The following is a 13,895-nucleotide window of genomic DNA, read 5'->3' as shown; positions in this document are numbered from 1 at the left end:
CGTAATACAAATAATGGTATTTTGTCATAAGGTGGAGGGTTTTATGAGAGTGGACATGTATCATACGAAAGTATTGAAGGCGCTCGAATCAGAAGATTACATTTCAGTACGAAGAAGAGTGCTACGTCAATTAGTAGAATCGTTAATTTATGAGGGGATTATTACACCGGTTCGCATAGAAAAAGAAGAACAACTTCTTTTTCTAATACAAGGACTTGATGAAGAAGACAAAAGTGTCACGTACAAATGCTATGGCAGGGAACGGATGACATTTGGACGTATTTCGTTAGACTCATTAATAGTAAGAGTTCAAGATGAACAGCAAGAAATACAGTCTGTCTCGCAATTTCTAGAAGAAGTTTTTCGGGTTACTAGTGTAGAACAAGCTAAATTAGATTCTTTTATGCACGAATTAGAACAAACAATATTTAAAGACACGATTGCACAATATGAAAGAAATAATAAGAGAGAATATACTCAAAAATCTTACGATGAGTTTGAAAGCCAATTAATAGATGGCCATCCATACCATCCTAGTTATAAAGCACGTGTTGGATTTCAATATCGTGACAATTTTCAATATGGTTATGAATTTATGCAGCCAATAAAACTCATATGGATTGCAGCACATAAGAATTATGCGACTGTAGGTTATGAGAATGAAGTGATGTATAACAATCTTTTAAAAGAGGAGATTGGCGATCGTAAATTAGAAGAGTTTATGGAACGAATTCGTAATAAGGGATGTAATCCAAAACAGTACGTGTTTATACCTGTTCACCCATGGCAGTGGGAGAATTTCATCATTTCAAATTATGCGGATCATATACAGGGTAAATTTATTATTTATTTAGGAACATCAGAGGACGATTATTGCGCGCAACAGTCAATGAGAACGTTAAGAAATATTACGAGTCCAAAGAAACCGTACGTTAAATTATCGATGAATTTACTCAACACTTCAACACTTCGTACGCTGAAACCATACTCTGTTGTGAGTGCACCAGTAATATCAAATTGGTTAAATGATGTTGTAAGTAATGACGCCTATTTAATGGATGAAGCACGTTTAATCTTGTTAAGTGAGTTTTCAAGTGTAACGTATGACACGAATAAGAAAGCTATATATGGTTCATTAGGATGTATTTGGCGCGAAAGCGTTCATAAGTATTTAGATGCACAAGAGGATGCAATTCCTTTTAATGGTTTATACGCTAAAGAGAAAGATGGTACACCAATTATTGATGTGTGGTTGAATAAATATGGAATGAAGGATTGGCTACAATTACTTATTCAAAAAGCGATAATACCAGTTATACATCTTGTTGTAGAGCATGGCATCGCACTGGAATCACATGGACAAAATATGATTCTAGTCCATAAAGAAGGGGTGCCTGTTCGTATTGCGTTAAAGGATTTTCATGAAGGGCTTGAGTTTTATCGTCCATATTTGAAAGAAGTTGACAAATGTCCCGACTTTACTAAAATGCATAAAACATATGCGAATGGAAAAATGAATGATTTCTTTGAAATGGATGGCATTGAATGTTTGCAAGAGATGGTGTTAGATGCACTATTCCTGTTTAATTTAGGAGAATTAGCATTCGTACTTGCGGATGAATATGGATTGAAAGAAGAACATTTTTGGATGATGGTTGTTGAAGAAATTGAAGATCATTTAAGAATATATCCACATTTGAAAGGTAGATTTGAAAATATTCAATTATATGCACCTACATTCTATGCTGAACAATTAACGAAACGTCGATTATATATGGATGTGGAATCGCTTGTTCATGAAGTTCCAAATCCATTGTATAGAGTAAGAAAACTTATGAAACAAAAATCAATTGTTACAGGGGGAAATTATGCTAATCGTTAATAAACAAGAGTATAGCAAAAGTAATTTTAATTTGAGATTACAAGTTTATGAGGAAATGGAACAATTTCAAGAAGCAGAAGGAAATAGATTTGCACTTTGTCTGAAAGATCCATTCGATATTATTACGCTTGTGTTTTTCTTAAAAGAAAAGAAATCATCAGTATTACTTATACATGAAGATACGCCAAAAGAAACGGCTATTGAAATGGCAAAGCGTGCAAATTGTGTAGGAGTTTTATATGGAGAATATGGCGATTTTACAAAATTAGAAGTAGGGAACTTTTTACTAGAAGAGCCTTCTTTATTGCAATATAGTTCGGGAACTACGGGAGAACCGAAACTGATTCGTAGAGCATGGACGGAAGTTGATACAGAAATTACTGCCTATAATGAAGCTTTAAACTGTGAAGTAGATGAAGTGCCAATCGTTATGGCTCCTGTTTCACATTCATACGGACTAATATGTGGTACGTTATCAGCAATTACGAGGGGGAGCAAACCTGTAATCATTACGAACAAAAATCCTAAATTCGCATTAAATATAGTTCGCAATACAGAAAAACATATCATATATGCAGTACCACTTATGTTACACATTATGGGGAGTTTTCCATTAGGAACGTTCCAGTTTCATAAAATTATGACATCAGGATCGCCTTTGCCAGAAGCACTATTTTATAAACTAAAAGAAATGACAACATATATGATGCAGCAATACGGTTGTTCTGAAGCAGGTTGTATTAGTATATGTCATGATATGAAGAGCCATTTAGATTTAGGAAACCCTCTACCTCATGCGAGTATAAGCATAGGTTCAGATGAAAATGCACCGGAAGAAATCGTCGTGAAAATGAATGATAAGGAAATTTTCACGAAAGATTTAGGTTATAAATCTGAGCGTGGCATTCATTTTATGGGGCGTATGGACGATGTAATTAATGTTTCAGGATTAAAAGTCTTTCCTATAGAGGTAGAAGAAACGATGCTTCGATTGGAAGGTGTGCAAGAGGCAATTGTATATCGAGGGAAACATCCTGTGATGGGCGAAATAGTTAAAGCGAAAGTGATCTCTCATGTTGATCCAGTGAAAATAAGAGAATGGTGTATTCAGCACTTACCTTCTTATAAAGTTCCGTATGAAATTGAAAGTGTAAATGAAATTCCTAAAAATAAAACCGGAAAAGTAAGTAGAAAGTTACTAGAGATGGGAGAGGTTACAACATGAGACGGGAAGCGTTAAAGAATGCCGTGTTAAAAATTATGATAGAAAAAATGGAAATGAAAAATGTAACGCATTTAGAAGAAACGATGCGCTTAAATCAAGATTTATATATAGATTCGGTAATGATGTTACAGCTTATTGTATACATAGAAATGGATGTAAAGCTATGCGTTCCAGAGGATGAGGTAGATCCAAAGGCATTTCTTACTGTAGGATCTTTGCTTGATTTTATGGAGGAGTTAGAGCCGTTACAGGAAGTAAATGTGAATAACTAACCTTTAGGAAAGTGGATGAGAGTATGACTTCAATTAAAGTGCACTGTTTAGTGAGTTGTTTTTGTGAAATTATAAAAAGGCGTAGCGACATTGATTTTCGTCCATTTTATTTTGGACTATGGGATGGAGATTTTGATATAACAGAAGGCGGAATTATTTCATATCACTCTGAAAACATTAACCATGATCATTATTTACTTTGGTTTGAAAAATTGTACGGTATTAAAGTAAACGAATGGTATGATCATGCAAAAGATAAAGATAGCAATGTAGAAACGTTTTTAGAATTAGTAGAAAACAAGCCGGAAAATCGTTATGTCATTGTAATGGTTGATATGTCTCTATTACCAGAGAGGGAAAATAAATTTCATCAAAAACCGTTTCCACATTATTTAATGATATCAAAAACAGAGAAAGAAGAAGAGTGGTTCATGCTAGATCCTGATTTTCGTTGGGAAGGAAATATGGAAAGAGAAAAAGTACTTCACTCTATTCAAGATAACCCATTTGGTGGAGGTTATTTCATTGATATAGAAGGAATTGGGGAGCCAACGCAAGAAACAGTAGCTAGTTATTTCACAGAAACATTCAAAAAGAACGACAATGAACTGACTATGGAACTGAAAAATTTAATTGTAAAAATGGCAAATGAGGAAGAAGGATATGCGCTTTCTGGACTTGTAGCAGCAGTAAAACAAATACCAGTACTTGCAATTCGTAAATATAGTTATGAGCATGCCTTTGCATACTTCCGTGAAACGTTGCAATATTCGGAGCAAGAATTTGATTATTGGTGTGATCGGGTAGAGGATATTGTACAAGGATTTACAAATGTACAGTATCGTGCAATTAAAATGGCAATGACGAATAATAAAGGTATGCTAGTATCGATTATTGAAAAACTGGATGAAATGAATGCAATTGAACTGCAAATTAAGAAGGAATTAGAGAGACAGTTTCTATCATGGAAAGGTATGAAAACAAATCAATCTGTCGCAACTCTTTAATAAGCTAACTGAATTTAAGATAGGGGAGTTTAATGCTATGAAATATTCGCTATGTACCATTTCATTTCGTCATCAATTAATTTCATTTACTGATATTGTTCAATTTGCATATGAAAACGGTTTTGAAGGAATTGAATTATGGGGGACGCATGCACAAAATTTGTACATGCAAGAACGTGAAACGACAGAACGAGAATTGAATTTTCTAAAGGATAAAAACTTAGAAATTACGATGATAAGTGATTACTTAGATATATCATTATCAGCAGATTTTGAAAAAACGATAGAGAAAAGTGAACAACTTGTAGTACTAGCTAATTGGTTTAATACGAATAAAATTCGCACGTTTGCTGGGCAAAAAGGGAGCAAGGACTTCTCGGAACAAGAGAGAAAAGAGTATGTAAAGCGAATACGTAAGATTTGTGATGTATTTGCTCAGCACAATATGTATGTGCTGTTAGAAACACATCCCAATACACTAACGGACACATTGCCTTCTACTATAGAACTATTAGAAGAAGTAAACCATCCGAATTTAAAAATAAATCTTGATTTTCTTCATATATGGGAGTCTGGCGCAGATCCAATAGACAGTTTCCATCGATTAAAGCCGTGGACACTACATTACCATTTTAAGAATATATCTTCAGCGGATTATTTGCATGTGTTTGAACCTAATAATGTATATGCTGCAGCAGGAAGTCGTATTGGTATGGTTCCGTTATTTGAAGGTATTGTAAATTATGATGAGATTATTCAGGAAGTGAGAGGCACGGATCTTTTTGCTTCCTTAGAATGGTTTGGACATAATTCAAAAGAGATATTAAAAGAAGAAATGAAAGTATTAATAAATAGAAAATTAGAAGTAGTAAGTTCGTAATGTGAAATGATGTGAGAGTCTCGTTTTAGAGGCTCTTTTTTTATGGTAAAAAATAACCAAAAATTTCCATGTATTTTAATTTGAATTTAACACAATTTATATATAAATAAGGAGGTGATTGGTAATGGCTAGAAATCGTAATTCTAATCAATTAGCATCACATGGAGCACAAGCAGCTTTAGATCAAATGAAGTATGAAATTGCACAAGAGTTCGGTGTACAACTTGGAGCTGATACTTCTTCACGTGCAAACGGTTCTGTAGGCGGTGAAATCACAAAACGCCTAGTAGCGATGGCAGAACAACAGCTTGGTGGCGGATATACTCGCTAAATGTAGAAGGTTATAGGAGAAAGGAAGGATTCTTCCTTTCTTTTTTTTTTCAATTAATTGGTATGAATATATTGCGAACAGAATTCAAAGAATAAAAGTAATACTATATTTTACCCAATTTCTTTTGTTGTGAATGGGAAGTATTAAAGATGTAATAGCCCTGGTGGAATGAAAATTATGTTCCAGCAGGGCTATTATATGGTAAGAAATATATGATGAAAGGTTCCGAAATCAACATGTTAAAAAAAGAAAACTGTTGTTTAATTGCGCTTGCATCAGTTCCACTTGTCATGACATTAGGGAATTCAATGCTCATTCCAATCTTGCCGACAATTGAAAAGAAATTACATATTTCATCGTTTCAAGTATCCATGATTATTACAATTTACTCTATCGTAGCCATTTTACTTATACCGATTGCTGGTTATTTATCAGATAGATGGGGACGAAAGATGGTAATGGTTCCGAGTTTGCTGATTGCGGCTATAGGAGGAGCTATAACTGGTTGGGTATCTTGGAAAGTTGATAATCCCTACACTTGGATATTAATCGGTAGAGCGATTCAAGGTATTGGTGCTGCTGGGGCAATGCCGGTTGTTATACCGTGTGTTGGTGATTTATACAAAGACGAAAAACAAGTTAGTACAGGCCTGGGAATTATTGAGACATCCAATACATTTGGAAAAGTGCTGAGCCCTATTTTAGGATCTGCTCTTGCTGCCATTGTATGGTTCTTACCATTTTGGGCGATTCCAGTTTTATGTGTCATATCAATTGTTTTGTTGCTTGTTCTAGTAAAGGCAAAGAAACAAGAAGGAGAAGTACCACCACTTAAAGAGTTTATAAAATCTATTCTGTCTACGTTTCGAGAAAAAGGAAGATGGTTAATTGCCATTTTTGCATTAGGTGCAATTATTATGCTTATTTTATTCGGAATTCTCTTTTATTTGTCGACTATACTGGAATCAAAGTATGACATTCATGGTATATGGAAAGGGTGTGTGCTTGCTATCCCGTTACTTGTACTGTCACTTAGTTCATATATGGCCGGTAAAAAAATTGGAGATAATCAAAATGTTATGAAGAAGTGTATTTATATTGGTTTTTTAATGGCAGCTGCATCAGTCATCATTCCTTTATTTATAAAAGGGATTTATTTACTACTTCTTTGTCTCGTTATTATGGGGATAGGGATTGGTATGGCACTCCCATGTTTAGATGCCCTCATTACACAAGGAATTGAAAAGGAGCAAAGGGGAACGGTTACGTCATTTTATAGTTCAATGCGATTTATCGGTGTAGCAGCTGGACCACCTTTATATTCTTTTTTCATGAAAGGGGCGGACCATGAAGTGTTTTATTTGACAAGTATTTTCGCTGCCATTGGTGCTATCATAGCAATCATTTGGATTAAACCAGCAAAGGATGCAAAGACGGTAAAACAGAAACCAGAGCCTACTTCATAATTTGTAAGAGAATTGCATGATGTTTTGAGTAACATGCAATTCTCTTTCGTTCATTAAGAATAAATAACTTGTTTTAACATATAAAGCGCGACACCCCATATGATGAGACCAGAAAATTTATTTAATAATAAAATTGTCTTTCCGGTTGAGTCTAGTCTTTTTAGAAATTTCCCCGCTAACGCTAAGCTTATAAACCAAATCCAAGAAACGATAATAGTTGCAAGTGTGAAAGCCCATTTTTCACTTCCTATGTATTGAATAGAATTTGTTCCAATTACACCGATTGTGTCTAAAATAGCATGTGGATTTAATAACGAAACGGATGCTGCGAAAAGGATTTGCTTTTTTAAGGGCATACTTTTTTCTTGTTTTACATCGTTGGAAGGGTTACTTCTCCAAATAACAAAGCCCATGTATAGGAGAAAGAAAAATCCAATTATATATAACGAGTTAGTTAGCCAAGAAAAAGTAAGGAGTACAAGGGAGACACCTTGCACTGCAATCAATATGAGTAACGTATCACATATAGAGGCAGTTAATACTACAGGGGCTGCCCTCCAAATGTTTGGTTGGCTCGCACCTTGGTTAAAGACAAAAACATTTTGTACACCTAATGGAATGATAAGTCCAAATGCAAGAATGATACCATGAATAATTGCTTCACTCATCATATTACCTCCTATTTTAATTCATTATGATAGTGTATATTGTATAGAAGAAATGAAAATTTGTATCCATCCATATGGTTGGGGAGGTTACCAACCAAAAAGAATATAAGGTGATATAATGGAAAGATTCGTTTGGAAACCGAATATGTCTCTAGCGACTCCTCTGTATAAACAAATAGAAACGTATATAAAAGAAAGGATCGTTAATGGAGAATGGACCGTTGGAACGAAATTACCTTCACAAAGAGATTTGGCACATACATTTGGTGTGAATCGAAGCACAATTGTAATGGCTTTCGGTGAACTAGTTGCAAAGGGATACATAGAAGGGAATGGCAGGAAAGGAACAATTGTTGTAAATAATAATGAGAATGCTTCAACTTACGCACCCCCGCCTAATTGGCAGTCTTATGTAGAAACAGGACTTCATTATCCGAATCTCCCAGCTATTCAGGAGATTAATCAAGCTGAATTTTATCCACATGTAATTCGATTAGGAACAGGTGAGCTCGCGCCGAGTCTCTTACCTGAGAAAAAGATGAAAGAAATTATGAATAAGCTTTTAAAGTCAAATGTGACGCTTGGGTATGAAGAGCCGAAAGGAAATTTTTATTTAAGGGAAAAGATTTCCGAATACTTAAAGGGGCATGGTATATGTGTATCTCCTGACTCTATATTAATTGTTTCAGGAGCAATTCAAGCGCTGCAACTTATCTCTATGGGGCTTCTTCCAAAAGGGGCATCCATCTTATTAGAAAAACCATCCTATTTATATTCGCTTAATGTTTTTCAATCCGCAGGAATGCGTTTCATTGGAATACCAATGGATGAGAACGGTTTAAATACATCATATATTACAAAATATAAGAAGCAATTTAATGCATCTATTTTATATACAATCCCGTCTTTTCATAATCCAACGAACTTTAGTATGAATGCGAAGAGACGAATAGAAGTGATGGAAATATGTAATGAAATTGGATTACCTATTATAGAGGACGCAGTGTATCAAGACTTATGGTTTGATGCACCTTGTTCGAAACCTTTAAAAGCCTATGATAAAAATGGAATCGTACTACATATTGGAAGCATGTCCAAAGTAATTAGTCCAGGGTTAAGAATTGGATGGATTGTTGGACCTGAGCCAGTAATTCAAAGATTGTCAGACATAAAAATGCAAACAGATTATGGTTCAAGCACTATATCCCAGCAAATTGCAGCAGAGTGGTTTACAAATGGTCTATATGATGAGCATTTGCGCTTTGTAAGAAGTGAATTGAAAAAACGAAGAGATTTTATGTTACTAATGTTAGATAAATATCTTCGTGAAATAGCAACTTGGCATGAACCAACAGGGGGATTTTATATATGGGTACATATAAAAGTAACCATTTCATATCGCAGTTTATTTGATAAAGCTCTGCAAGAAAAGGTTTTATTAAACCCAGGTACTTTATATGATAGAAGTGCAAATCAATTTTTGCGCCTATCGTATTCATACGCAACGTTAGAAGAAATTGAAATAGGTATAAAAAAACTTGCACAACTAATGAAAAAGTAAGAGGAGAAAGTAATGAAACAATATGTAATTTGCCAAATGATCAATGGAGAAAAATATTTAGCTGCTTATGCGGAGACGAAGCAAGAAGCGATTGAAAAAGCAGAACTGTTAGGATTAAGAACGGGAAATCGTTACATAGTTATTACTGCAGAGGAAGCCGAAGGGTTAACGTATCCTTAAACAATGTACGAGATTATATAATAATAAATAAGTCTAGTAATATAAGAAATTACTAGACTTATTTATTATTAAGTTGTTAAACGTTCTCGTATTTATACGCAAAGTAATAATATTATGAGTCAAGTTGACGAAAAAATCGATTTGTCTTTCGGTCTTGCTTTCCTTTTCTATATTCATCGATATATTGCCTAAAGTTCCAAGCTTGTAAAAATTTATTAGCAGAGTTATAACCAGAATTGTAAAGCCATTCTTTTTCTTCCTTTGTCAGTTCAAAATTAGTACTTGTAATCGTTCCTGTTGGAATTGTAATCGTTCTTGCTTTTGATTCCTTATCTAAATGACGTAAATCATGAGCTTGCATCATTGTTTTAAATAGTCCTTTGAACATGGAAATAGGCTCGTTATAGTGAGCAGGATCAGCTTGAATCTCATCTTTTACAAAATGAAATCCGAAAGTCGGCCAGCGAGGAGTGGTAGGTGAATCGAAGATCCAAATTGGATAATTACTTAGAATTCCTCCATCAACCATATAACAAGGCTGCTTCCATTTTGGAGTTCTCCATTTTACGGGTTCAAAGAAGAAGGGGATTGTACTACTCATTCTTACCGCTTTAGCGATAGAGAAGCGATAATTTAAAAATCCGTAGTTTGGTAAGTCGTCAGGAAAGACAACCATTTTACCATTACTAATATCAGAAGCGATGATTTTGAGTTTGTTTAGATCCGGTAAATCAGTAAATAAATGAACACCTTTTTTTCGAAGTAATTTTTCAATCCATTCTTCTATAAATACATTAGAGTATATACCTAGAGTAGTCCATGCACTTAGTCCTTTTCCGATAAAGGGGATTTTGTCAATAAAGGTTTTCTTCGTAAATTTGTTATAATCGATATCAGTTATAATCGTTTTTAGCTCTGAACAAGAATATCCTGCCGCTACAAGTGCCGCGATAATTGCACCAGCTGATGTTCCAGCTACACGTTCCCATTCATAACCTTTTTCGGCTAATGCGCAAATTGCTCCAACATGTGCAATACCGCGTACACCGCCTCCTTCAAAAACACCATCGATCTTCATTAAACATACTTCCTTTCAAATGAAAGATTTGGAAATGGCAAAAAAGCACGTATTGTACGTGCTTTTTTACAATGGTTTTTAAGTTTACTAGCAGCCTACAAAGCCGCCCCAACAGCTAGCTCCGATGATGATTAGAAGGATGAATAAAACGATTAATAAAGCGAAACCTCCGTAACCACAACCACCACAGCTACCGCCGTAACCGTAACCGCCGCAACTATATCCGTAACCCATGTGGAATTCCTCCTTATATTAAAAATAAAAATGAACGAGGGGAAAATGTACTGGAAGAACTAAAGAACTATCGTGTTTGTAGGAACAATGTATAGTATGCTTTTTTAAACTTGTTCGCGTACGAAGGATAAGCCCGTTTTTGGGAGGCTTGTTGATTTTGTAAAGAATGAAGTATAATCTTTGTACTATGATATAAATAAGTATGTAAATGTAAGGAGAATTTATGAATAAAAAAATTGAAGTATTAATTGATAAATATGAACTAACACACTTGAAAGAAGAACTTATTAATACTGTATTTCCTTGTATAAAAGTTGTGCCAAAGCAGCAGGGAACTGTTGCGATAGGTAGTTCGAAAATGGGAGGAGTTCCTGATCTACCAGCTTTATTTGAATATCCAAAGCATAAAGGAAATCCACTACAATTTATCGCGCAATTTAACTTAAGTGATTTACAAAACGTTGGTATGAATCACAATCTTCCTAAGACGGGGATGCTGTATTTCTTTTGCATTGAAAATTATTTTGAAGAAAATGTGAATCTAACAGAAGCTGGGCGTGTACTTTATTATGATGTTCCTGTAGAGCAATTACGAAGAGAAAATGAAATACAAGCGAAATATAACCAGTGTGCAATTACTTTTGAACTGACATACAAATTACCAGAACTTTTTATTGAAGATGAGGCTGATTCAGATCGTTTCTTGCAATTACTTGAAGAGCTAATTCCAGATAACTACGATAACCATCAAATGTTTGGTGAGCCATTCTCTGTACAAGAAGAAGTGTTATATGAGACAGGAGAATATATGGGAGTAGACCCGCAGCAAATGACTCTTTTATTCCAAATTGATTCAGATCATAAAAATTGTAATATGGTTTGGGGAGAACTAGGGATGCTATATTTCTGTATTAGTAATGAAGATTTGAAAAATCAACGTTTTGAAAATACATGCTGTGTATTACAAACATGCTAATGAAAAAAGGTTGTTCTTTTAAAAAGAACAACCTTTTTATGTGAATTAGTTAATATGCATAATCTCATATGACCTATACGAAAAAGTATTGTATACTCTGAAACTATACGATACTTTTTCGTATAGTTATAGAATATAAGGAGTGACAAGATGGGAAAGACAAGTAAGTATGTGACAGCTGCCGCACTTTGTTCAACTATAGTAATGGGAGGCTTGCAAGCGTCATCTGTATCTTATGCAGCTACAAATCCGACTACAGTGACAGCACAATCAGATGTAAAGTTATTAGATGATTTCAGAAAAGAATTAAAAAAACAGATTGATAATCGAGAAGAAAATATTACAATCACATATAAAACAAAAGATAGAAATGCTAGAAATATTATGGATCAATTGTATGGTGAGTTTAATAAAATTGTAGATGCTGATGAGTATGTAAAATATAATGTAGCGTCTACTAGATATTCTATTAAAGGAATGCCAGGGGACTATACGTTTACACTGCAAGTAAAATACCGTGAATCAAAAGAACAAACTCAATATGTAAAAGCTCAGGCGAAATCAATTGTTGGATCAATTGTAAAACCAGGGATGGATGAGCATGAGAAAGTAAAAGCTATTCACGATTACGTTGTTAAGCATGTGTCTTATGATACGTCTTATCAAGCGTATACAGCATATGAAGCATTAGCGAATCGTTCTGCCGTTTGCCAAGGATATACATTATTAACGTATGAGTTGTTAAAAGAGGCAGGTATTCAAAACCATATTGTAACAGGCACAGGAAACGGACAAGCTCACGCGTGGAATTTAGTGAACATTGAAAACAAATGGTATCACCTAGATACTACATTTGATGATCCAGTACCAGATAAAGCAGGGCGTGTAACTTACTCATATTTTAACATGTCTGACGAACAGTTAAGTAAAGATCACGACTGGGATCGTAGTAAATATCCAGCAGCAACTACAAGTTATTTTGGTGAATTAACAAACAAAATAAAAGCTGGTAGCTCAAAAACTGTCGTATATGAGCAGATGTTAAAAGAAACAAATTTACAATACTTATCTGCAGAATACGGAGCAGAAAATTATAATGAATTTAAGCAAAAGTTGCAGCAACAGTTTGCAGCCAAACCAGAAAAAGTAGAAGTGCGATATAAGCAGTCCATGGATGGGACGATGCAAGATATAAAGAAAGTATTAAATGAAATAAATTGGCCAAAAGGTGCAAAGCGTGTGTCTTATCAAGTAGCGCCTTATAGTGCATTGGCGGGTTATTCATTAGCGACAATTACATTTACGTATTAAGCAATGGGAAAAAGCACCTGTAAAAGGTGCTTTTTTTATTTATTGATTGATTACTTTTGAATATTAAGAATTATGTGATAAAATAAAGTGATAAGGATGTGAATGTGGAATGAACTTGTTCGAAAGCGATATTTTTACATTGATATATACTTGTTTAGTAATCGGACTTATCGTTTTGTTTTTCATATCATTTACTTTGTTTATTAGAAGAGTATTACAAAGCAGTGCTGCAAAGAAACACCACGTGATTAATATGAACCAGAAGCTAGATCGAATCATTGAATTGCTTGAAAAAGATAAGAAATAGCGATAGAAGAGGTATGAAAAGGGGAATGAGAATGGCGAATTATATAAAAGAATTACGTGAAAAAGTAGGACATGATTATGTTTTCTTAAACTTTGCCGGTGGTTGTGTATTTAATAAAGAAGGAGAAGTATTACTGCAAAAAAGAGGAGACTTTAACGCTTGGGGCTTTCCAGGTGGTGCAATGGAGATAGGAGAATCAGCTGCGGAAACTGCAATCCGGGAAATAAAAGAAGAAACCGGGTATGATGTAGAAATAAATGAGCTTATTGGAGTGTATACAAAATATTTTCAATCATATCCAAATGGAGACAAGGCCCAGTCAATTGTGATGTTCTTTTCATTCTCAATAGTTGGAGGTGACAAAAAAGTAGATGGTGATGAAACGTTGGATTTGAAGTTTTTCCCGTTAGACGACATGCCACCGTTATTTTGTAAACAACATGAAGATTGCCTGCAAGATTTATTGGAGAAAAGAGTAGGGGTATATCGTTAACATATAAAAAAGAAGCTAAATGAA

General features: G+C 34.6%; 16 protein-coding genes. 13 read left to right on the top strand and 3 right to left on the bottom strand.

Annotation, left to right across the window (positions count from 1 at the left end; genetic code table 11):
• Positions 1–43: 43 nt before the first annotated feature.
• The 7 genes from MR107_RS05450 (at position 44) to MR107_RS05420 (ending at position 7,063) form a co-directional block, all read left to right on the top strand.
• On the top strand, positions 44–1,882 hold the full coding sequence (locus MR107_RS05450; RefSeq protein ID WP_048656275.1) for an IucA/IucC family protein: 1,839 nt from the start codon (positions 44–46) through the stop codon (positions 1,880–1,882).
• Positions 1,869–3,107: an AMP-binding protein gene (locus tag MR107_RS05445; protein WP_000909585.1), complete on the top strand. Its 1,239-nt coding sequence runs from the start codon at positions 1,869–1,871 to the stop codon at positions 3,105–3,107. The genes MR107_RS05450 and MR107_RS05445 overlap by 14 nt, the downstream gene beginning before the upstream one ends.
• Positions 3,104–3,379, top strand: a complete 276-nt coding sequence (gene asbD / locus MR107_RS05440; protein WP_048656276.1) for a petrobactin biosynthesis protein AsbD — start codon at positions 3,104–3,106, stop codon at positions 3,377–3,379. Before MR107_RS05445 ends, asbD begins: the two co-directional genes overlap by 4 nt.
• Before the next feature lie 23 nt (positions 3,380–3,402).
• Positions 3,403–4,386: a DUF6005 family protein gene (locus MR107_RS05435; protein WP_000200705.1), complete on the top strand. Its 984-nt coding sequence runs from the start codon at positions 3,403–3,405 to the stop codon at positions 4,384–4,386.
• A gap of 37 nt (positions 4,387–4,423) precedes the next feature.
• Positions 4,424–5,266: a sugar phosphate isomerase/epimerase family protein gene (locus tag MR107_RS05430; protein WP_000877681.1), complete on the top strand. Its 843-nt coding sequence runs from the start codon at positions 4,424–4,426 to the stop codon at positions 5,264–5,266.
• A gap of 124 nt (positions 5,267–5,390) precedes the next feature.
• Complete coding sequence (locus MR107_RS05425) at positions 5,391–5,597, top strand: alpha/beta-type small acid-soluble spore protein (RefSeq protein ID WP_000113545.1); 207 nt, start codon at positions 5,391–5,393, stop codon at positions 5,595–5,597.
• A gap of 236 nt (positions 5,598–5,833) precedes the next feature.
• Positions 5,834–7,063, top strand: coding sequence for a bacillibactin exporter BcbE (locus MR107_RS05420; RefSeq protein WP_002197672.1), 1,230 nt, complete (start codon positions 5,834–5,836; stop codon positions 7,061–7,063).
• A 53-nt stretch (positions 7,064–7,116) separates the two neighbouring features.
• Here the strand turns inward: MR107_RS05420 and MR107_RS05415 are convergent, their stop codons facing one another.
• Positions 7,117–7,731 carry a LysE/ArgO family amino acid transporter gene (locus tag MR107_RS05415; protein WP_001287303.1) on the bottom strand — a complete coding sequence of 205 codons (615 nt, stop codon included), beginning with the start codon at positions 7,729–7,731 and terminating at the stop codon, positions 7,117–7,119.
• A 118-nt stretch (positions 7,732–7,849) separates the two neighbouring features.
• Here MR107_RS05415 and MR107_RS05410 point away from each other — a divergent pair, with 118 nt between their 5' ends.
• Together MR107_RS05410 and MR107_RS05405 are read left to right on the top strand one after the other, a co-directional pair.
• Positions 7,850–9,292, top strand: a complete 1,443-nt coding sequence (locus MR107_RS05410; RefSeq protein ID WP_000439422.1) for an aminotransferase-like domain-containing protein — start codon at positions 7,850–7,852, stop codon at positions 9,290–9,292.
• A 12-nt stretch (positions 9,293–9,304) separates the two neighbouring features.
• Positions 9,305–9,472, top strand: a complete 168-nt coding sequence (locus MR107_RS05405) for a DUF3933 family protein (protein WP_000816389.1) — start codon at positions 9,305–9,307, stop codon at positions 9,470–9,472.
• A 112-nt stretch (positions 9,473–9,584) separates the two neighbouring features.
• On the opposite strand, the gene MR107_RS05400 is transcribed toward MR107_RS05405, so the two are convergent.
• Positions 9,585–10,550, bottom strand: coding sequence for a patatin-like phospholipase family protein (locus MR107_RS05400; protein WP_242292116.1), 966 nt, complete (start codon positions 10,548–10,550; stop codon positions 9,585–9,587).
• Between the two features lie 87 nt (positions 10,551–10,637).
• Positions 10,638–10,784 carry a YjcZ family sporulation protein gene (locus tag MR107_RS05395; protein ID WP_000540425.1) on the bottom strand — a complete coding sequence of 49 codons (147 nt, stop codon included), beginning with the start codon at positions 10,782–10,784 and terminating at the stop codon, positions 10,638–10,640.
• Positions 10,785–11,007: 223 nt separating this feature from the next.
• Between MR107_RS05395 and MR107_RS05390 the strand changes: the two genes are divergently transcribed.
• The 4 genes from MR107_RS05390 (at position 11,008) to MR107_RS05375 (ending at position 13,871) form a co-directional block, all read left to right on the top strand.
• Positions 11,008–11,760, top strand: coding sequence for a YwqG family protein (locus tag MR107_RS05390; RefSeq protein ID WP_001034846.1), 753 nt, complete (start codon positions 11,008–11,010; stop codon positions 11,758–11,760).
• A 150-nt stretch (positions 11,761–11,910) separates the two neighbouring features.
• Entirely contained in the window at positions 11,911–13,071 is a 1,161-nt protein-coding gene (locus MR107_RS05385; protein WP_000520862.1) for a transglutaminase domain-containing protein, read from the top strand.
• A 109-nt stretch (positions 13,072–13,180) separates the two neighbouring features.
• Positions 13,181–13,378 (top strand): DUF4083 domain-containing protein, encoded by a 198-nt coding sequence (locus tag MR107_RS05380; RefSeq protein WP_001048091.1) that lies wholly within the window; start codon positions 13,181–13,183, stop codon positions 13,376–13,378.
• 31 nt (positions 13,379–13,409) lie between these two features.
• Positions 13,410–13,871, top strand: a complete 462-nt coding sequence (locus MR107_RS05375; protein WP_000024999.1) for an NUDIX hydrolase — start codon at positions 13,410–13,412, stop codon at positions 13,869–13,871.
• The last annotated feature ends 24 nt before the right edge of the window (positions 13,872–13,895 follow it).

Source organism: Bacillus cereus group sp. BfR-BA-01441, from assembly GCF_022663075.1.
In the GTDB taxonomy this organism is placed as follows: domain Bacteria; phylum Bacillota; class Bacilli; order Bacillales; family Bacillaceae_G; genus Bacillus_A; species Bacillus_A cereus.
Note: the sequence above shows the minus strand (reverse complement) of the source record. Positions and strands in the feature narration are given on the sequence as shown.